General features: G+C 71.4%; 14 protein-coding genes. 8 read left to right on the top strand and 6 right to left on the bottom strand.

Annotated elements, in window-relative coordinates; all coding sequences use genetic code 11:
- The coding region (gene miaB, locus FREUN1FDRAFT_RS31565) for a tRNA (N6-isopentenyl adenosine(37)-C2)-methylthiotransferase MiaB (RefSeq protein WP_083828878.1) at nt 1-1,108 on the bottom strand (1,108 nt) is incomplete at its 3' end.
- Nucleotides 1,109-1,551: 443 nt separating this feature from the next.
- Between miaB and FREUN1FDRAFT_RS31560 the strand changes: the two genes are divergently transcribed.
- From FREUN1FDRAFT_RS31560 to FREUN1FDRAFT_RS31545, 4 genes are all read left to right on the top strand, one after another.
- Nucleotides 1,552-2,286, top strand: a complete 735-nt coding sequence (locus tag FREUN1FDRAFT_RS31560) for an amino acid ABC transporter ATP-binding protein (protein WP_006544390.1) — start codon at nt 1,552-1,554, stop codon at nt 2,284-2,286.
- Nucleotides 2,287-2,851: 565 nt separating this feature from the next.
- On the top strand, nt 2,852-3,823 hold the full coding sequence (locus tag FREUN1FDRAFT_RS31555; RefSeq protein ID WP_006544389.1) for a glutamate ABC transporter substrate-binding protein: 972 nt from the start codon (nt 2,852-2,854) through the stop codon (nt 3,821-3,823).
- Nucleotides 3,824-4,035: 212 nt separating this feature from the next.
- Nucleotides 4,036-4,677, top strand: coding sequence for an amino acid ABC transporter permease (locus FREUN1FDRAFT_RS31550; RefSeq protein WP_006544388.1), 642 nt, complete (start codon nt 4,036-4,038; stop codon nt 4,675-4,677).
- On the top strand, nt 4,674-5,531 hold the full coding sequence (locus tag FREUN1FDRAFT_RS31545; protein ID WP_006544387.1) for an amino acid ABC transporter permease: 858 nt from the start codon (nt 4,674-4,676) through the stop codon (nt 5,529-5,531). Before FREUN1FDRAFT_RS31550 ends, FREUN1FDRAFT_RS31545 begins: the two co-directional genes overlap by 4 nt.
- A 22-nt stretch (nt 5,532-5,553) precedes the next feature.
- Here the strand turns inward: FREUN1FDRAFT_RS31545 and rny are convergent, their stop codons facing one another.
- From rny to FREUN1FDRAFT_RS31520, 4 genes are all read right to left on the bottom strand, one after another.
- Nucleotides 5,554-7,716 (bottom strand): ribonuclease Y, encoded by a 2,163-nt coding sequence (gene rny, locus FREUN1FDRAFT_RS31540; protein WP_006544386.1) that lies wholly within the window; start codon nt 7,714-7,716, stop codon nt 5,554-5,556.
- A gap of 332 nt (nt 7,717-8,048) precedes the next feature.
- Entirely contained in the window at nt 8,049-8,684 is a 636-nt protein-coding gene (recX, locus tag FREUN1FDRAFT_RS31530) for a recombination regulator RecX (RefSeq protein ID WP_157475646.1), read from the bottom strand.
- 51 nt (nt 8,685-8,735) lie between these two features.
- The gene (gene recA, locus FREUN1FDRAFT_RS31525) at nt 8,736-9,785 is read right to left on the bottom strand and encodes a recombinase RecA (RefSeq protein ID WP_006544384.1); all 1,050 of its coding nucleotides are present in this window, start codon (nt 9,783-9,785) and stop codon (nt 8,736-8,738) included.
- Nucleotides 9,786-10,149: 364 nt separating this feature from the next.
- On the bottom strand, nt 10,150-10,359 hold the full coding sequence (locus FREUN1FDRAFT_RS31520; protein WP_006544383.1) for a DUF3046 domain-containing protein: 210 nt from the start codon (nt 10,357-10,359) through the stop codon (nt 10,150-10,152).
- Nucleotides 10,360-10,889: 530 nt separating this feature from the next.
- Here FREUN1FDRAFT_RS31520 and FREUN1FDRAFT_RS48315 point away from each other — a divergent pair.
- The 4 genes from FREUN1FDRAFT_RS48315 (at nt 10,890) to FREUN1FDRAFT_RS31505 (ending at nt 18,383) form a co-directional block, all read left to right on the top strand.
- Nucleotides 10,890-12,824, top strand: coding sequence for a DEAD/DEAH box helicase (locus tag FREUN1FDRAFT_RS48315; protein ID WP_006544382.1), 1,935 nt, complete (start codon nt 10,890-10,892; stop codon nt 12,822-12,824).
- A 30-nt stretch (nt 12,825-12,854) separates the two neighbouring features.
- The gene (locus tag FREUN1FDRAFT_RS48310) at nt 12,855-15,779 is read left to right on the top strand and encodes a DEAD/DEAH box helicase (protein WP_369809841.1); all 2,925 of its coding nucleotides are present in this window, start codon (nt 12,855-12,857) and stop codon (nt 15,777-15,779) included.
- Nucleotides 15,776-17,293, top strand: a complete 1,518-nt coding sequence (locus tag FREUN1FDRAFT_RS31510; protein ID WP_006544380.1) for an MFS transporter — start codon at nt 15,776-15,778, stop codon at nt 17,291-17,293. Before FREUN1FDRAFT_RS48310 ends, FREUN1FDRAFT_RS31510 begins: the two co-directional genes overlap by 4 nt.
- Before the next feature lie 136 nt (nt 17,294-17,429).
- Nucleotides 17,430-18,383 (top strand): DNA-formamidopyrimidine glycosylase family protein, encoded by a 954-nt coding sequence (locus tag FREUN1FDRAFT_RS31505; RefSeq protein ID WP_006544379.1) that lies wholly within the window; start codon nt 17,430-17,432, stop codon nt 18,381-18,383.
- 32 nt (nt 18,384-18,415) lie between these two features.
- Here FREUN1FDRAFT_RS31505 and FREUN1FDRAFT_RS31500 read toward each other — a convergent pair whose 3' ends face one another.
- Nucleotides 18,416-18,991, bottom strand: coding sequence for an RNA polymerase sigma factor (locus tag FREUN1FDRAFT_RS31500; RefSeq protein WP_006544378.1), 576 nt, complete (start codon nt 18,989-18,991; stop codon nt 18,416-18,418).
- Nucleotides 18,992-19,429: the final 438 nt, after the last annotated feature.

The raw sequence follows: 19,429 nt of genomic DNA, 5'->3' as shown, positions 1-19,429 counted from the left end.
CCGGCCGGGGCGAGTACTTGAAGGTGAACGCCCCGGCGAAACGAGCAGCGCGGACGACGTCGAGGGTGTCGGCGAAGTCCTCCTCGGTCTCGCCGGGGAAGCCCACGATGATGTCGGTCGTGATCGCCGCGTGGGGAATGGCCTCGCGCACCCGCTCGACGATTCCCAGAAAGCGCTCGCGGCGGTAGCTGCGCCGCATCCGCCGCAGCACCGCGTCGGACCCGGACTGCAGCGGCATGTGCAGCTGTGGGCACACGTTCGGGGTCTGCGCCATCGCCTCGATGACGTCGTCGGTGAAGTCGCGGGGATGCGGCGAGGTGAAGCGCACCCGCTCCAGGCCCTCGATGTTGCCGCAGGCGCGCAGCAGCCTCGCGAAAGCCCCCGGGTCGCCGAGTGACCGCCCGTAGGAGTTCACGTTCTGGCCGAGCAGGGTGATCTCGAGCGCGCCCTCCGCCACCAGCGCCTCGACCTCCGCGAGCACGTCACCGGGGCGCCGGTCACGCTCACCGCCGCGCAGGCTCGGGACGATGCAGAACGTGCAGGTGTTGTCGCAGCCCACACTGATGCTCACCCAGGCCGAGTGGTGGCTCGCCCGTCGGGCCGGCAGGCTGCTGGGGAAGACCTCCAGCGCCTCGGCGATCTCCACCTGGGCCGCCGCGTTGTGCCGGGCCCGTTCCAGCAGGACGGGCAGCCGGTGCAGGTTGTGCGTGCCGAAGACGACGTCGACCCAGGGCGCGCGGTCGAGGATCACCGAGCGGTCCTTCTGGGCGAGGCACCCGCCGACGGCGATCTGCATCCCGGGATTGTTCTTCTTCGTCGGGTACAGATGACCGAGGTTTCCGTACAGCCGGTTGTCGGCGTTCTCACGGACCGCACAGGTGTTGAACACGACGACATCGGCGTCGGCTCCCTGTGCCGCCGGCACATAACCGGCCGACTCCAGGAGGCCGGCAAGCCGTTCGGAGTCGTGCACGTTCATCTGACAGCCGAACGTCCGGACCTGATAGCTGCGTCCGCTCACCCGACCAGCGTACGGCCCGCCCGCGGTCGCCGTTCGACGCGCCGATCGCGGGCGATGGTCCGTGCCCGTCCTCTGATGCGGGACCATGACGTCGGGTCACCACGTCGGGCACGATGTCGGGTCACCAGGTCGGGTCACGACGCCCGGACGATCCAGGCCGACCGGGCCACCGCGGGAGTGGGCCGACCGGGCCACCGCGGGAGTGGCCAGCCCGGGCCCACGCCGGCGCCGGTCTCCTCCCCTGCCGCCGCGCCGGCGGCGCAACTCCGCCTTAAGCGGGCGATTTACTACCCGTCGGGATGGCAGGTAAACCCCGTTGCCTGATCGGCAGAACTCCACCGGCCGCCACCGTTACGAATGCCTGGGACGTAACATCCAAAAATGCTCGGGAGCATGACACAGCAGCCGGAAGCCGTTCCGGGTGGGCGCCACCGATCTCGCCGGCACGTTCGCCGTCAGGTTTCGGGTGGTACCACGTCAGCGTCCGCATCCATGCCCGCCCGCCGGGAACCACGTGTCGGAGGTATGTCATGGCACTGGTGACCATGGAAGGCGTGGGGAAGTCCTTCGGCCGGAACCGGGTGCTGCGCGACATCAACCTGGCCGTCGAGAGTGGCGAGGTCGTGTGCGTCATCGGCCCGTCAGGCTCCGGTAAATCCACGCTCTGCAGGTGCGTCAACCGCCTGGAGACCATCGACGAGGGCCGTATCACCTTCGACGGCCGTCCGCTGCCGGCGGAGGGCCGCGAACTGGCGCGAATGCGCGCCCAGGTGGGCATGGTCTTTCAGTCCTTCAATCTGTTCGCGCATCGCACCGTGCTGGACAACATCACCCTCGGGCCACGCAGAGTGCTCGGCGTCGGGCGGGCGGAGGCCGAGCGGGCGGCCCGCGCGCTGCTGGAGCGGGTGGGCATCGCCGACAAGGCGGACCGCCTTCCCCGCCAGCTCTCCGGCGGCCAGCAGCAGCGCGCCGCGATCGCGCGAGCCCTCGCGATGGAACCGAAGCTGATGCTCTTCGACGAGCCGACCTCCGCCCTCGACCCGGAGATGATCCAGGAGGTCCTCGACGTCATGCGGTCGCTGGCGGCGTCCGGGATGACGATGATCGTGGTCACCCATGAGATGGGTTTCGCCCGCTCGGCGGCCGACCGCGTCGCCTTCATGGCCGACGGGCAGATCCTGGAGATCGCACCCCCCGGGGAGTTCTTCGCCGCGCCCGGCAGCGAACGAGCGGCGGACTTCCTGGCCAAGGTGCTCACCCATTGAACCTTTTCCATCTCACGACACGTGACCAGGATGGGCGAGGTCCGATCCGACGACGGAAAAGGCTCATTGAACCTTTTCCGTCTCACGGCGCGTGGCCAGAGAGAGGGACAGGGACGAGTCGACGATGGAGAATGCCCATTGAACCTCTTCCATCCCCGGACTCGACTCGAGACATCCATGACCATGGACCGTGAGATGGAAAAGGCCCATTGAACACACCGCTGACCCGGCAGCTCCGAGGGCGTCCACGCAGGATTTGATCGGACCACAACCAGTGATCCTTTTCCATCGTCGACTCCGACCTGCGGCTACAGCGCTCGACAAACGTGAGATGGAAAAGGATCAGTCACCTGGTTCGCCCCCCGGCAAGCTACTCCACCGGCGAAGTCCCTCGCCGGTGGAGACGTCCTTCCCGGTACCCGGTCACTGTTGCCGCGTCACCGATGCGGAGTCATCGGCGGCGCGCTGGCTAGTGTTGTCGGGCCGGGCGCCGTCCGGCCCGCGAACGAGGTTCGCCGAAACCGATACCTGAATTCCGACGCCAACCTTCTCCAGGGGATTACTCATGCGCATGTCGCTCACCCGGACCAGACAGCGATCGGCTCAAACGACCTCGCGGGCGGCATCCGCCAGCCACCGTGAACCCAGGCGCCGGACGGCGCGCGGCACGGCACTGCTGCTCAGCACCGCGCTGCTCGCGGTGTTCGCGCTGGGCGCCTGCGGCGGCGATGACGAGGCGGAGGTCGAGCCCACGGCAGCGCCCGCCGCCACGACCTTCCCCGCCGGCAGCACCATGGCCAAGCTGCAGTCGGGCGGAACCATCACGGTCGGCACCAAGTTCGACCAGCCGCTGTTCGGGCTGAAGAACCTCCGCGGTGTACCCGAGGGCTTCGACGTCGAGATCGCGAAGATCATCACCAACGCGCTCGGCATCCCTGCGGACAAGGTCAAGTTCGTCGAGACGGTCTCGGTCAACCGCGAGCCGTTCATCCAGCAGCACAAGGTCGACATGGTGGTCGCCACGTACACCATCAACGACAAGCGCAAGCAGGTCGTGGACTTCGCCGGGCCGTACTACGTGGCCGGTCAGACCCTGATGGTGCGCGCCGGCGAGTCCGCCATCACCGGGAAGGACAGCCTGGCCGGCAAGAACGTCTGCTCGGTGAGTGGATCGACCCCGGCGGAGCGGATCCGCACCGAGGCGCCGCAGGCCAAGCTCGTCCTGTTCGACGTCTACAGCAAGTGCGCCGAAGCGCTGAAGAACGGCCAGGTCGACGCCGTCACCACGGACAACGCGATCCTGCTCGGGCTGATGGACTCCGACCCGGGCACCTTCAAGCTGGTCGGCAAGCCGTTCAGCACCGAGCCGTACGGGATCGGCATCGCCAAGGGTGACGACGAGTTCCGCACCTTCATCAACGAGACGTTGACGGCCGCCTACGCCGACGGCCGGTACGAGAAGGCCTACGAGGCCACCCTTGGCAAGGTCGAGCCGAACATGCCGAAGCCCCCGGCGGTCGACAACTACACCTCCTGACAGATATGCACGTCCGACTACATACGCACGTCTGATCGCCACGCACGTCTGATCGCTACGCACATCTGATCGCTACGCACATCTGAACCTTCGCCGGTCTGATCCTTCGCCGGCCGCCGCGGCCCGGGCAGCCGAGGCGGCCGGCGTAGCCGAGACCGGCCGGTGCCAGCCGGAACGGCCGATTCCACGACGGGTGGTCTCCCATCGACGCGGTGCTCGACAACCTGCACGTCTTCCGCGACGGCTTCGTCCGGACCCTTGGGCTGAGCCTGTTCTCCGCCGTCGGGGCGCTGCTGCTCGGCAGCGTCCTCGCGACCATGCGGGTGAGCCCGGTTCCGCCGCTGCGCTGGGCGGGAACGGCCTATGTGGAGACGGTTCGCAACACGCCGCTGACCATCGTGTTCTTCTTCGTGGCCTTCGTACTTCCGCAGGTCGACATCGTCTTCAGCTTCTTCGCCTTCGCGGTGATGGCGCTGACGATCTACCACACGGCCTTCGTCTGTGAAGCGGTTCGGGCCGGCGTGAACGGCGTGGAGGTCGGTCAGGCCGAGGCCGCGCGTGCCCTCGGCCTGACCTTCTCGCAGAGCCTGCGGCTGGTGATCCTGCCGCAGGCCTTCCGCAACGTCGTCCAGCCCCTGGGCAGCGTGGGCAGCGCGCTGATCCGCAACTCGTCCATCGCGGCGGCCTTCGGCGTGCAGGAGCTGACCGGTGTCAGCCAGGGGCTGGCGACGGCGAACCCCGGCGACGTCATCGCCATCCTGCTCGCCGGGATCGTCTGCTACCTGGTGCTGACGCTGTCGCTGGCGGGCGCGGTCGGTGTTGTCGAGCGCCGGCTGAGAGGAGAGCCGCGTTGAGCCTCCAACTGGCTGACCCGCCGGGTCCGCGTGGCCGGCGGCGCATCCTCGTCGTGAGCATGCTGGCAGTGGCGGTGCTGGCGGCACTCGCCGTGCTCGCCGTGCGCCGGCTGGCGGACAACGGGCAGCTCGACCCCGACATCTGGCGGATCTTCATCGATGAGCCCGACCTGCGCACCCTGCTGTGGGAAGGGCTGCTCGACACACTGCGTGCCGCGGCGACCGGCATGGTGTTCGCCGTCGCACTCGGCGTGGCACTCGCGTTCGCCCGGCTGTCGACCCGCCCGGCCGTCCACGTGCCGGCCGCCGCGCTCGTCGAGACGTTGCGCGGGCTGCCGCTGCTCATGCTGATCTTCTTCGCCTTCCTGGGCCTGCCCGCGCTCGGCGTGGACCTCTCGGCCTTCTGGGCGCTGGTCCTCGGCCTCACCGCCTACAACGGCGCGGTGCTCAGCGAGATCTTCCGCGCCGGCGTCCTGTCCATCGACCGGGGCCAGACGGAGGCCGCGGCGGCGCTCGGGCTGCGCGGCACCCAGATCTTCGCCCTGATCCAGTTCCCGCAGGCGGTCCGCCGGATGTCGCCGACCCTGGTGAGCCAGCTGGTGACCCTGCTCAAGGACACCTCGCTCGGTTTCGTCATCGGCTACACCGAGCTGCTGCGGCAGGGGCGCGGCGCGGTGGAGGTCCTCGGGAGCCGCTACGCGCTGCCCATCTACACGACGCTGGCCGTCATCTACATCATCGTGAACGGCAGCCTGTCCCTGACGGCACGCTGGCTGGAGCGCCGCCAGTCCGTCCGCGCGGGCGGTTCGACCGGTGCGGCGGCCACCGGCACGGGCGCCGGCGCGGGCGCCTGAGCGCGCGTCGGCGACCGCGGGTTCAGCGGGCCAGGCCGATGGCGCGGGTCTCGCGGACCACGGTGACCCGGATCTGGCCCGGGTACGTCAGCTCGGATTCGATCTGCTTGGCGACGTCGCGGGCAAGCAGGTGCGCGGCGTCATCGTCGACGACCTCCGGGACAACCATGACCCGCACCTCGCGGCCGGCCTGCATGGCGAAGACCTTCTCGACACCGGGCCGTTCCCCGGCGATCTGCTCGATCCGCTCCAGCCGCCTGACGTAGGACTCCAGGCTGTCGCGGCGCGCCCCGGGACGCCCCCCGGAGATCTGGTCCGCCGCCTGGGTCAGCACCGCGCCGATGGAACGCGGCTCTACCTCGTTGTGATGCGCCTCGATCGCGTGCACGACGTCCTCATGCTCACCGTAACGCCGGGCGATCTCCGCGCCTACCAGCGCGTGCGAGCCTTCCACCTCATGCGTCAGCGCCTTGCCGAGGTCGTGCAGGAGCGTGCCGCGCTTCGCGATGGCCGGTGGCAGCCGCAGCTCGGCGGCCATGATTCCCGCGAGATGCGCGCATTCGACGAGATGCGCGAGGACGTTCTGCCCGTAGCTGGTTCGATACCGCAGGCGCCCCAGCAGGGTGATCAGTTCCGGATGCATCTCGGCGATGCCGACATCGATCAGTGCGTCCTCCCCGGCCCGGACGCATTTCGCCATCACCTCCCGCTCGGCGCGGGCGTATTCCTCCTCGATGCGGTGCGGATGGATACGCCCGTCCGACACCAGGGCCGCCAGGGTGATACGCGCCGTCTCCCGGCGCACCGGATCGAAACAGCTCAGCAGCACCGCCTCGGGCGTGTCATCGATAAGCACATTGACGCCGGTGACGGATTCGAACGCCCGGATATTGCGCCCCTCCCGCCCGATGATGCGGCCCTTCATCTCGTCACTCGGCAGGTGCAGCACCGACACGACCGACTCCGCGGTCTGCTCGGAGGCCACCCGCTGGATGGCGAGGGTCACGATCCGGCGGGCGCGATCCTCCGCCTCCTCCTCCGCCCGGGCCTCGATCTCCCGTACCCGAACCGCGGCGTCGAGGCGCGCCTGGTCCTCAACCACCTTGACCAGTTCGGTGCGGGCCTCGGCGGAGGTCAGGCCGGCGGCACGTTCGAGCTCCTGACGCAGGCGGGTCTCCAGGTCGGTCAGCTCGGCACCGCGGCCACCCAGCTCCACCTCCCGGGCGGCGAGCTCCTCCTCCCGGGTCTCCAGCCGCCGAGCCCGGTCCTCGACGGCGGTGGCCTGGTCCGCCAGCCGCTGCTCGCGCTGTGCCACCCTGCTGTCCCAGCCACGCAGCTCCGCCCGTTGGGAGCGCAGGTCCTCCTCCAGCTCGGCGCGCAGCTGTTCGCGCTGCACCCGGATCGCCTCGAGCGCCTCTGTCCGGGCCTTCGAGGCACGCAGCTCGGCGTCCTCCGCGGCCCTCGCCCGGATCGCCTCCGCCGCCTCCTCGGCATGCCGACGGATCTGCGCGACGTCACGATCGACTCGCGCGATCTGCTCGGCGACGTCCTGCTCGGCGCGCCGCCGGATGCGGTCGGCGTCGTCCTCGGCGTCGCGGGCCTGCCGCCGCAGGTCAACCAGCTTCGCGGACAGGGTGGCCAGATCGTTTCGGGCTGCCTCCACCAGTGCCGTCTCCACGTGGGCCGTCTCCACCTGGGCCGACTCCACCTGAGGTGCCTCTGCCTGGGCGGCCCCCACCATCGCGGCCTGTTCCTCGCCTGCTTCAGGCGCCTGTGGGTCGACCGACTCCGCCTGGGCCTGGGCGTCCCCCAGCGCATCGGGCGAAAGCGGACCGTCCAGACGAGCGGGGACGTCCGGCATGGGCCGGGCCACGCCGTCAGCTGCGACAGCGGTGTCAGCAGCGACAGTGGCGTCGGCGGTGGCAGTGGTGTCGGCGGTGGCGGCATCCGCGGTGACAGCGGCATCCGCGGTGACAGCCGCGCCGGCGGTGTCAGCCGTGACAGGGATGTTGGCCGCGGGGGTGGAGTCAGCGGTGGAAGCGCCGGCCGGTTCACCCTGCTTACCGGGAGCGACAACGCCGCCTACGCCGAGCGTTCCAGCCCGCACCAGGTGCAACAGAACGACGGTCAGACCGACCACCGCGAGAAGAAGCAGTACGAGAAGCGCTATGAGGGCGACACCCACGGTTGCTCCTCCCGCTTCTGTTCACGCCTGTGATGACAGGCGTGAGGTGCACGGGACCAGGACCAGCCAGCGAGCAGGCGGCACGTATCGACCGGTGCCCTAAATCAGGCCACCGGAGGGCACATCGGCACCGAAAGCCGAGCCTGCCGACAGCGCAGGACCACCGACGGCCGAAGGAACACCGCCCTGATGTGAAGTTGGCCAGCTATCTGGAACCGCATACGCGCGGCTACCCTTGCACCTTTGTGAAAGGGTAGGTCTGTAACTTTCATTCGGTCAAGAAAAACATCGCCGATCCACCGCACCCGGACCGCCGGCTGGGAGCCGCCCATTCAGCTTTGCCAGCGGCTCCGTGGCCGGCGCTGCACGCCCCGGTCCAGGCTGTCGACGTCGCTGTCCGCTTCTTCGGCCACATCTTCGACGACCTCCTCGACCGCATCCTCGACGACTCGCCGGACGAGGTCGGACGGATAGCCCTTTCGGGTGAGCAGGGCGGCCAGCCGGCGGGCCTGCACCGGCGCCGGCAGACCCTCCATGGCACGAAGACGGCGGGCGACGAGGGAACGTGCGGTCGCCTCCTCGTCCTCGGCGCCGACTGCCGCCAGGGCTTCCTCCGACACCTCGGGCTGCACCCCGCGCCGTCGCAGCTCGACGGCGAGCGCGCGACGACCCAATCCCCGCCCGGCCCGGGCCGACGAGACGAACGCGGCCGCGAAGGCCTCATCGTCCACCAGACCGACCTCGGCCAGACGATCGAGAACCAGCCCGGCGATCTCCTCCTCGACGCCCCGGCGACTCAGCACCGCCGCGAGCTCTGCCCGGCTACGCGGCCGGGCCGCGAGCTGGTGCAGGCAGATCTCCCGCGCGGCTGCCAACGGGTCGGCCCGGCCCGCGCGGGCCGACGCCGCAGCGGTACCCGACGTAACCGACGAGCGATCCGCTGCCGCCGACCCGCTCTCCCCCTTCACGACATCCTGCACAGCTGACGACAGCTCGGGCGGGAACACGGCCCCCCCGGGTCAGAGGTCGACCGGAACCGGAGCGGGCGCATCCGCGTCAGCGTCAGCGTCCAGTGCCGGTGTTATACCGAGCTTCTCCTTGATCCGCTTTTCGATCTCGTTCGCCAGATCAGGATTGTCGCGCAGGAATGAACGCGCATTTTCCTTGCCCTGGCCGAGCTGGTCGCCGTCGTAGGTGTACCAGGCACCGGACTTACGAATGATGCCGTGCTCGACACCCATGTCGATGAGGGAACCCTCACGGCTGATGCCGCCGCCGTAGACGATGTCGAACTCGGCCGTCCGGAAAGGTGGCGCCATCTTGTTCTTGACGACCTTCACCCTGGTTCGGTTACCGACGGCTTCCTGCCCGTCCTTCAGGGTCTCGATGCGACGGACATCCAGCCGGACGGAGGCGTAGAACTTCAACGCCTTGCCACCGGTGGTCGTCTCCGGGGAGCCGAACATGACGCCGACCTTCTCCCGGAGCTGGTTGATGAAGATCGCGGTTGTGCCCGAGTTCGCGAGCGCGCCGGTGATCTTCCGCAGCGCCTGGGACATCAGCCTGGCCTGCAGGCCGACGTGGCTGTCACCCATCTCGCCCTCGATCTCGGCACGTGGCACGAGGGCCGCCACCGAGTCGATGACGATGATGTCCAGCGCGCCGGAGCGGATCAGCATGTCCGCGATCTCCAGCGCCTGCTCCCCCGTGTCGGGCTGGGAGACCAGCAACGCGTCCGTGTCGACGCCCAACTTGCCCGCGTACTCGGGATCAAGCGCGTGCTCCGCGTCGATGAAGGCCGCGATACCACCGGCCGCCTGGGCGTTCGCCACAGCATGCAGGGCGACCGTGGTCTTTCCGGACGACTCCGGCCCGTAGACCTCGACGATGCGCCCACGGGGAAGACCCCCGATACCGAGTGCGACATCGAGCGCGATCGATCCGGTCGGGATCGCCTGGATCGGCGGCCTGGTGTCGTCCCCCAGACGCATGACCGAGCCCTTGCCGAACTGCTTGTCGATCTGCGCAAGGGCGTTCTCCAACGCCTTCTCGCGGTCGGGTCCAACCATTGGAGTTACTCCATGCAGAGGTCGTCGAGTCTTGGCCACGATCCGACGCTAGGGGGTGGGTCCGACAGTTTCGAGAGCCGGGTCGCTTCTGTGGACATCGGAGAGCATGTGGACAACAGTAGCCGAACATTCGTTCGAAGCCTCAACGACACGCCGCGGCTCACCCGAACGGGTGGTCCCGCCGCTGCCCGCACACCTGCCGAGCCGGGTTCCGGCGCCACTCGGCCACCACCCGCTGCCGCTCGGCCACCACTCGCCGACCACCGCCGCCACCCGACCACCACCCGTGGCCACCCACGGCCGCCGCGACCCGCCGCGACCCGCCGCCGTCGACTCGACGCCCGGCCCCACCAAGGTGGCGGCGTCAGCGGTCGCGAGCCGGCACGTCGAACTCGTCACATACCGCGCGCCACACCTGCTTGGCGTCGTCCCCCCGCCGCAGCGCCGCCTCCACAGTCGCCCCACCCAGCCCGGCGATCACGTGGTCGCGTGCGAGCGAGTCGGCGTAGGCAGCGCCGAACTGCTTGTTCATGTTCGCCCAGAACTCGGTCAGTCGCACCGCTCCAGTCTGCATCCTGCCCACACCGCCACGGCCGGCGGCTCGAAGCGGCAGCGGCTCGGAGCGTGGCGCTCGGCAGCAACGGCAACCCCCGCGGCTTTCTGAGGCCACAGCTCGCAGGGCGGAGGATTTTGGTCGTCCTGCCCACCCGCCGCACGGCGACCCACCGAGGATCCCGCGCCGCCGCACAGCGCCAACGATTCGCACCAACGGGGACAAACGGTGCGCGGAGCCAACTGACAATCCGCAAGACGTGAGGATTTCGGTTGCTGCCGCAGCCATCATCCTCACTTCTTGCTCGGGAGCGGCGGCGGAAGCGGCGGCGGAAGCGGCGGCGGAAGCGGCGGCGGGAGCGGTGGCGGGAGCGGTGGCGGGAGCGGTGGCGGGAGCGGTGGCAGCGGAAGCCCCTGGCTCGGGATTCGCCTACCGGCAGGCTCACTGCGGTGGCATCGCGGCCGAGCAGGTCGCCCGCCCTCCGCGAGCCGGCCACGCCGCGCGGTCCGTCCGCGGACCCGAGGAGTTGTGTCGGTGGCACGAAGCACACTGTGAACGTGACCGTATCGGACGTCCCGGACCCCCTTGCCGCCTTCGCGGCCCCGACCCGGGAGTGGTTCGCCTCGTCCTTCGCGGCGCCGACCCCGGCGCAGTCCGAGGCCTGGGCGGCCGTGTCCGGAGGCGCGAGTGCCCTGGTGGTGGCGCCGACCGGGTCCGGCAAGACACTCGCGGCCTTCCTGTGGTCGCTGGACGGTCTGGCTCGTTCCAGCCCTCCGGCGGACCCGATGCTGCGCTGCCGGGTGCTGTATGTCAGCCCGCTCAAGGCGCTCGCGGTCGACGTCGAGCGCAACCTGCGGGCGCCGCTCGCCGGCATCCGGGCCGCCGCCGCGCGGCTGGGCCAGCCCGTCCCGGAGGTGTCCGTCGGTGTCCGCTCCGGCGACACTCCAGCCGCCGAACGCCGATCATTCGGCCGGACTCCGCCCGACATCCTGATCACCACGCCGGAGTCGCTGTTCCTGATCCTCACCAGCGCCGCCCGCACAGCCCTGCGCGGCGTCCGGACGGTGATCGTCGACGAGGTCCACGCCGTCGCGGGCACCAAGAGGGGCGCGCATCTGGCACTGAGTCTGGAACGCCTCGACGATCTGCTCGACGCCCCGGCGCAGCGGGTCGGGCTGTCCGCGACCGTGCGCCCGGTGGAGGAGATCGCCCGTTTCCTCGGCGGGCCACATCCGGTGACGGTCATCCGACCGCCGTCCGAGAAGACACTCCAGATCGAGGTGGCCGTCCCGGTCGAGGACATGGCGAACCTCGACGAGACACCGACATCGACATCGACACCGACATCGACACTGACGACGCCGCCACAGGTCCTGCCGCTGGAGGCCGTCGCCGAGGGGCCCGCCGCCGGCCCGGGCCCGCGCGCGTCGATCTGGCCCGCGGTCGAGGAGCGAGTGCTGGATCTGATCCTCTCCCATTCCTCGACGATCGTCTTCGTGAACTCACGGCGGCTGGCCGAGCGCCTGTGCGCCCGGCTGAACGAGCTGTACGCCGACCGCCTCGAGCAGGCCGCGGCCTTCGGACAGGCCACGGCTGGCGGGCAGACCACGGCGAAGAGCACCGCCCGTCTGTCACCGGCGGATCTGATGGGGCCGGCCGGTGGCGCCGCGCCGCCGGCCGGGCTCGAGGTCGCGCGTGCCCACCACGGCAGTGTGAGCCGGGAGCAGCGCCTGCTTATCGAAGACGATCTCAAGTCCGGGCGGCTGCCCGCCGTGGTCGCGACCTCCAGCCTCGAGCTGGGAATCGACATGGGCGCGGTCGATCTGGTCGTGCAGATCGAGTCACCGCCGAGCGTCGCGGCCGGTATGCAGCGGATCGGGCGGGCGGGCCACCAGGTCGGCGCGGCGAGCCGGGGCGTGGTCCTGCCCAAGCACCGCTCCGACCTGCTGGAATGCGCCGTCGTCGCCGAGCGGATGCGGTCCGCGCAGATCGAGGCCGTCCGCTACCCGCGCAACCCGCTGGACGTGCTGGCGCAGCAGATCGTGGCGATCCTCGCGATGGAGGACCGCGAGGTGGACGAGCTGGGCGCGCTGGTTCGCCGGGCGGCACCGTTCGCGGGCCTGCCCGGCTCGGCGTACGAGGGCGTCCTGGACATGCTGGCCGGGCGGTATCCGTCCGACGACTTCGCCGAGCTGCGTCCCCGCATCACCTGGGACCGGGCCACCGGTGTGCTCGCCGGCCGGCCCGGGGCGCAGCGGCTCGCCGTCACCAGCGGCGGCACCATTCCCGACCGCGGCATGTTCGGTGTCTTCCTGCTCGGGGAGAAGGCCAGCCGGGTCGGCGAGCTCGACGAGGAGATGGTCTACGAGTCGCGCATCGGCGACGTCGTGCTGCTCGGCTCGTCGAGCTGGCGCATCGAGGAGATCACGCCGGACCGGGTGCTCGTCACGCCCGCGCCCGGCCGGCCCGGCCGGCTGCCCTTCTGACACGGGGACGCGCCGGGCCGGCCCGCCGAGCTGGGCCGTGCCCTCGGCGCGTTCCTGCGGGAGCTGGCCACGCTGGCGCCCGAGGCGGCGACGGCCCGCGTCCGCGCGGCCGGGCTGGACGACTGGGCCGCCGGCAACCTGCTGAGCTACCTGGACGAGCAGCGGGCGGCCACCGGCCACCTCTCCGACGACCGGCATCTGGTCGTCGAACGGTTCCGGGACGAGCTGGGTGACTGGCGGCTCGCCGTCCACTCGCCGTTCGGGGCGCCGGTGAACGCGCCCTGGGCGCTGGCGATCGGTGCCCGCCTGCGGGAGCGGTACGGCTCCGAGGTGCAGATCATGCACACCGACGACGGTGTGGTGGCCCGCGTCCCGGACGCGGCCGAGGCGCCCCGGGCGGAGCTGGTCATCTTCGACCCCGCGGAGATCGAGGCGATCGTGCGGGCCGAGGTCGGCGGCAGCGCCCTGTTCGCGAGCCGCTTCCGCGAGTGCGCGAGCCGGTCCCTGCTGCTGCCACGCCGCACCCCCGGCCGGCGCACACCGCTGTGGCAGCAGCGCCAGCGCAGCGCGCATCTGCTGTCGGTCGCCGCCACGTTCGGTGACTTCCCGGTCGTGCTCGAGACGATGCGCGAGTGCCTGCAGGACGTCTACGACGTGCCAGCCCTGGTCGGGCTGATGCGCGAGGTCGACGCACGGTCGCTGCGGGTCGTCGAGGTGGAGACCACGGCGCCCTCCCCGTTCGCCTCGTCGCTGCTGTTCGGCTATGTCGCGGCGTTCATGTACGACGGCGACGCCCCACTGGCCGAGCGCCGCGCCCAGGTCCTCTCCCTCGACAGCTCGCTGCTCGCCGAGCTGCTCGGCGAGACGGAGCTGCGGGAGCTCATCGATCCCCGCGTTCTCGAACGGATCGTCGCCGAACTGCAGCGGCTGGTGCCCGAACGGCACGCGCGGGACGCGGAGTCCGCGGCCGATCTGCTGCGGGTGCTCGGAGATCTGAGCCTGGAGGAGGCCGCCGCCCGCGGCGTGGAGCACTCCTGGCTGGAATCGCTGGAACGGGCCGGTCGCGCGATCCGGGTGCGGATCACCGGGGCCGAGCGGTGGGTCCCGGTCGAGGACGCGGGCCGACTGCGCGATGCGCTCGGCGTGGCACTGCCGGTCGGCGTTCCGGCCGCGTTCACCGAGCTGGTGCGCGATCCGCTCGGTGACCTGATCTCACGCTACGCCCGCACGCACGGCCCGTTCGAGTCCGCGGATGTCGCCGGCCGGTTCGGGCTCGGCGTCGCGGTGGTCGAAGGCGTGCTCGAGCGGCTCACCGTCGAGGGGCGCCTGGTCCGCGGCGAGCTGCACCCGGACCGCGCGGGTGAGCAGTGGTGCGACGCGGGGGTGCTGCGCTCGCTGCGCCGGCGCAGCCTCGCCGCGTTGCGCAAGGAGGTTGAGGCCGTCCCGGTTCGGGCGATGGGCGAGTTCCTGCCAGCGTGGCAGTCGGTGACGACCCAGCGCGGCCGCGGCGTCGACGGGGTGTTGCGGGCCATCGAGCAGCTGCAGGGCGCGCTGGTGCCGGCGAGCTCGCTGGAGCAGCTGGTGCTGCCGTCCCGGGTCAGCGACTACGCGCCGGCGATGCTCGACGAGCTGTGCGCCACGGGCGAGGTGCTGTGGGCCGGTTCCGGCGGGCTGCCCGGTAACGACGGGTGGCTCACCCTCGTCCTGGCAGAGACCGCCGAGGACCTGCTGCCGCAGCCCGACCCGGACGCGGCGGCGGGCCCGACCCACCGCGCCATCCTGGACGCGCTCGCGGACGGCCAGGCACTGTTCTTCCGCGGCCTCTCCGACCGGGTGGGCAGCCTCGACGACACCGGGCTCGTCGAGGACACCGCGCTCGCGAACGCGCTGTGGGATCTGGTGTGGGCCGGCCTGGTCACCAACGACACGCTCGCCGCGCTGCGCGTCCAGCTCGGAGCGGGCCATCCGGCGCAGGCGAGCCGCCGGGCCCCCCGCGGCCGGGTGGCCCGGCTCGGCCGCGGGCGGCCCGCGATGCCACGCCGGACCGGCCCTCCGACGGTCGGTGGCCGGTGGTCGCTGCTCCCCGAGCGGGAGAGCGACCCAACCCGGCGCGCGCACGCGCTGGCCGAGGCGCTGCTGGAGCGGCACGGCATCGTCACCCGCGGTGCGGTCGCCGCCGAGCACACGCCGGGCGGCTTCGCGGCGGTCTACCGGGTGCTGGCGGCGTTCGAGGAGGCGGGGCGCTGCCGCCGCGGCTACTTCGTCGAGTCGCTGGGCGCGGCGCAGTTCGCCGTCCCGGGCGCCGTCGACCGGCTCCGCGCCATCGCCGCGGCTCAGCGCGACGCCGCTGACCAGCCCAGCTGGGCAACCTCGGGCCAGCCCAACCGGGCAGCTGCCGGACCGATCTCCATGGGCGCGGGCTTGGCGGGAGCCGGCGTGGCTGGAGGCGGCATGGCTGGAGGCGGCATGGCTGGAGGCGGCATGGCGGGTGCGGGCGCCGGGCACGTCGCGAGCGCGCGCCTGGCCGGCGGGGCGGGCTTCGGCATGCCGCGTCCGGGGCAGGCCGATGCACGGGCCGTCGTGCTTGCCGCGGCGGATCCAGCGAATCCGTACGGCGCCGCACTGCCGTGGCCCCCACGCCCGGCGGCCGCGGGCGAAGGCGAGGGATCCGGTCACCGCGCTGGCCGCAAGGCGGGCGCGGTCGTCGTCATCGTCGATGGTGAGCTGGTGCTCTACGTCGAACGCGGCGGCCGCACCCTGCTGTCGTGGTCGGACACCGCGGCGCTGCTCGGCCCGGCGGTGGAGGCCCTCGCGCAGGCCGTCCGCGCCGGAGCGTTGGGCCGCCTGACCGTGGAGAAGGCCGACGGCGTCGCGGTGGTCGGCAGCGGGCTCGGCGTGGCCCTGGAGGCCGCGGGTTTCCATCCGACCCCGCGCGGGCTGCGGCTGCGCGCATGAGCACATCGAACAGATCACCCGAAAACGAGCCACCCGCGCACGAGCCACCCGCGCACGAGCCACCCGCGCACGAGCCACCCGAACATGGGCCGCCCGAACGTGGGCCTTCCGCGCGGAGATCCCACGGGCAGGCGGCCGGGCCCACCCCATGGGACCCGCGCCTGCGTGCCCTGACGCTCGGCCTCGTCAGCACGGTGACGCTGATCGCGTTCGAGGCGATGGCGGTCATCACCGTGCTGCCGAAGGTCGCTGAGGATCTTTCCGGCCTGTCCCTCTACGGCTGGACGACCAGCGGGTTCTTCCTCGGGCTGCTGGTCGGAGTCGTGATCGCCGGTGCGGAGAGCGACCGGGTCGGAGCGGCCCGACCACTCACCGCCGGGCTGGTGCTGTTCGGTGCGGGACTCGCCGTGGCCGCGCTGGCACCGAACATGTGGATCCTGGTGGCCGGCCGGGTCCTGCAGGGGCTGGGCGGCGGTGCCGTACCGGCCATCCTGTACGCGACGATCGGCCGCGCCTATCCGGAGCCGCAGCGTCCCCGGATGTTCGCGGTGACGGCCACCGCCTGGGTGCTGCCCGGCCTGATCGGGCCGGCGACCGCCGCACTCGTCGCCGAGCACGCGGGGTGGCGCTGGGTTTTCGGCGGGCTGATACCGCTTGTCGCGGTGGCCGGCGCCGGCACCGTCCGCGCGCTGCGAGGCGTGCCGGCCCCGACCACGGTGGACGTCGCGCCGACCGCACCGCGCCTGATCGCCGCGCTCCGGGTGAGCGTCGGTGCCGGTCTGGTCCTCGCCGGGCTGACCGGCCGGTCGGCGCCGGGGCTGGCGCTCGTCGCCGTCGGATCCGTGCTGGCCTACCAGCCGCTGCGCACGCTGCTCCCGGCAGGCACCCTGCGGGCCCGGCCCGGCATCGCGGCCGCGGTGGCCGCCCGCGGACTGTTGACGTTCGCCTTCTTCGGCACCGATACCTTCGTCCCGCTGGCGATCACAGCGGCCCGGCATGAGCCGACCATCGTGGCGAGCGCGGCCGTGACCGCGGTGACAGTCACCTGGACGACCGGTTCGTGGACGCAGGCACGGCTGGCCGGCCGGGTCCCGGGCCGTGTCCTGATAGGCACCGGGCTGCTCGCGGTCTCCGCGGGCACGGCGGGTTTCGCGCTGGTGCTGGTCGACGCGGTGGCACTCGCGGTGCCGATCGCCTGCTGGGCGGTCGCCGGGCTCGGGATGGGCCTGGCCTACTCCCCGATCGCCAGCCTCGTGCTCGCCGAGACGGCGCCTGAACGCCACGGCACCGCGTCGAGCGCGGTGACCCTGTCGGACAACCTGGGGACCGCGCTGGGCACCGGCCTCGGCGGCGCGGCGGTCGCGGCCAGCGAGGCGGCGAACGGCACTCCCGACCTGGGGCTCGCGACCGTGTTCGGGCTGACGGTGATCGTCGCGGCCCTGGGCGCCCTGGTGGTGCGCCGGGCACCCTCCCGGATCTTCCCCGCCGCGGATTCGACCCCAGCCACCAGCTGAGCCGACCGGCCCTTCTCTGCGGCACCGCCGATTCGGGCGCACCGCCGATTCGGGCGCACCGCCGATTCGGGCGCACCGCCGATTCGGGCGCACCGCCGATTCGGAGGCACCGCCGATTCGGAGGCACTATCGAGAGGTGCCCGAAGGCGACACGGTCTGGCTCACGGCGCGCCGGCTCGACGCGGCGCTGCGCGGTCAGCCATTGCTGCGGTCGGACTTCCGGGTGCCGTCGCTGGCAACCGCCGACCTGCGCGGGCGGGAGGTCCTCGAGGTATGCGCGCGGGGCAAGCACCTGCTGCTGCGCGTCGACGGCGGCCTGACCCTGCACACCCACCTCCGCATGGAGGGTTCCTGGCACCTGTACCGTCCAGGCTCACGGTGGGCTGGCGGGCCGGCCTGGCAGATCCGGGTCGTGCTGGTCACCGGGGAGCAGGTAGCGGTGGGTTACCGGCTGCCGGTCGTCGACCTGCTACCGACCGCGTCGGAGGACCGGGTCGTCGGGCACCTCGGCCCGGACGTGCTCGGCGCCGACTGGGATCTCGACCGCGCCGTCGCCAACCTGCTGGCGGACCCGGCCCGCGAGATCGGCGTCGCGCTACTCGATCAGCGCCTCCTGGCCGGTCTGGGCAACATCTGGCGGACGGAGGCGTGTTTCCTCGCCGGCGTCAGCCCCTGGACTCCGGTCGGCGAGGTGCGTGACCTTCCCGGTCTGGTCCGCCGCGCCCAGGCGATGGTCAGGGCCGGGGCGCGGGGCGGGCACCAGGTGACGACTGGTTCCGCCCGCCCGGGCGAACAGCATTGGGTTTACGGGCGCGCGGGCAGGCCATGTCGGCGCTGCGGCACGCTTGTCCGCCGGCTGGATCGGCGGGTCTCCACCCAGAGTTCGTCCGAACGCGGATCGCCGGGACGTAGCCGCGGGCCCGGTGAGCGGGGCCCGCGCCTCGACGTCCGGCGTGACCAGGGCCGGCACGCTGATGGTGCCGGCGGTTCCGCCGACGTCCGCGTCGACGTCGGCGGTGGCAACGATCGGGTCACCGCATGGTGCCCGACCTGCCAGCCAGGGCCGGTGCCAGAGCTACCGGCCGGCTGACCGCAGGTGTGGCCCGGCCACCGGGCCGGGCCTCAGACCCTGCTGGCCGCCAGCAGGCGGGCCCGGCCGCGGGTGAACGCGCCCTCCGCGGCCTTCACGCTGATCGACAGATCATCCGCCGCCTGGCGGGTGGTCCGGCCGGCGGCGCGGGCCATCATGATCTGCCGTTCCCGCCCACGGAGCCGGCGGGTCTGGTCGAGCAGCCAGAGCGCCTCCGCACGGTCGCAGGTCGAGTCCTCGGGACCCGGGTCGCTGGGTGCCGCGACGCTGCGGGCCATCGCACGGTCCGCGCGCATCCGCGCGCGGTGGTGGTCCACACACAGCCGCAGCACCGTCGTGGTCAGGAACTGACCGACCCGATGGCTGTCGAGGTTGCGGAACCCGGCGGCACGGACAAGTGCCTCCTGCGCGCAGTCCTCCGCGTCGGCGGTGCTCGGCAGCCGCCGACGGGCGATGTGCACCAGTCGCTCGCGGTGCGGAAGGACCAGTGACCACCGGTCGCCGCTGAACGGCTGGTCGACGTCCGTGAGTGCGCCTGCCTCATCGGGTACCTGCCGGGCAGGCTCCTGGTTCGGGGATTCGATATCGTCCCCACTGATTTGCGTCATGGCACTTCCACCTGCCTGGCTGCGTCATGCCATCCGGACGTCCGGGACCGCCGGTCTGGCCATCGCACGGCGGCGATGAAAACGTGGACGACGCTCCCCTTCGTCATCCAGCGCCACAATCGCCGATCGGACATCTGGGACATTAGGCCAAACCGCGCTTGTGCGCCATAACCGAGGTCACATACCCAAACCTACATGCCCCTCGAAGGTGCCAACCCGGGTGCACACCAGAAAGTCGAAAAAGAATTAACTGCATAGTCGCTGTGCACTTAGTGGGATGACCTTTGCCCCGCCGTTCCAGCCGAAAGTCGCTGCCGGACAGGCGGAACCGGCCGCTGCCGCCGGATGGAAAGGGCCGGCCGCGGCGGACGGACGTTAAACAGACGTCACACCTGAGAGAATCGTGCCAGATCAGGCCGGGCGGCCCGGCCCGCCCGA

The organism is Parafrankia sp. EUN1f (assembly GCF_000177675.1).
In the GTDB taxonomy this organism is placed as follows: Bacteria; Actinomycetota; Actinomycetes; order Frankiales; family Frankiaceae; genus Parafrankia.
The sequence above is the reverse complement of the archived record's forward strand: the minus strand, read 5'-3'. Positions and strand labels throughout refer to the sequence as shown.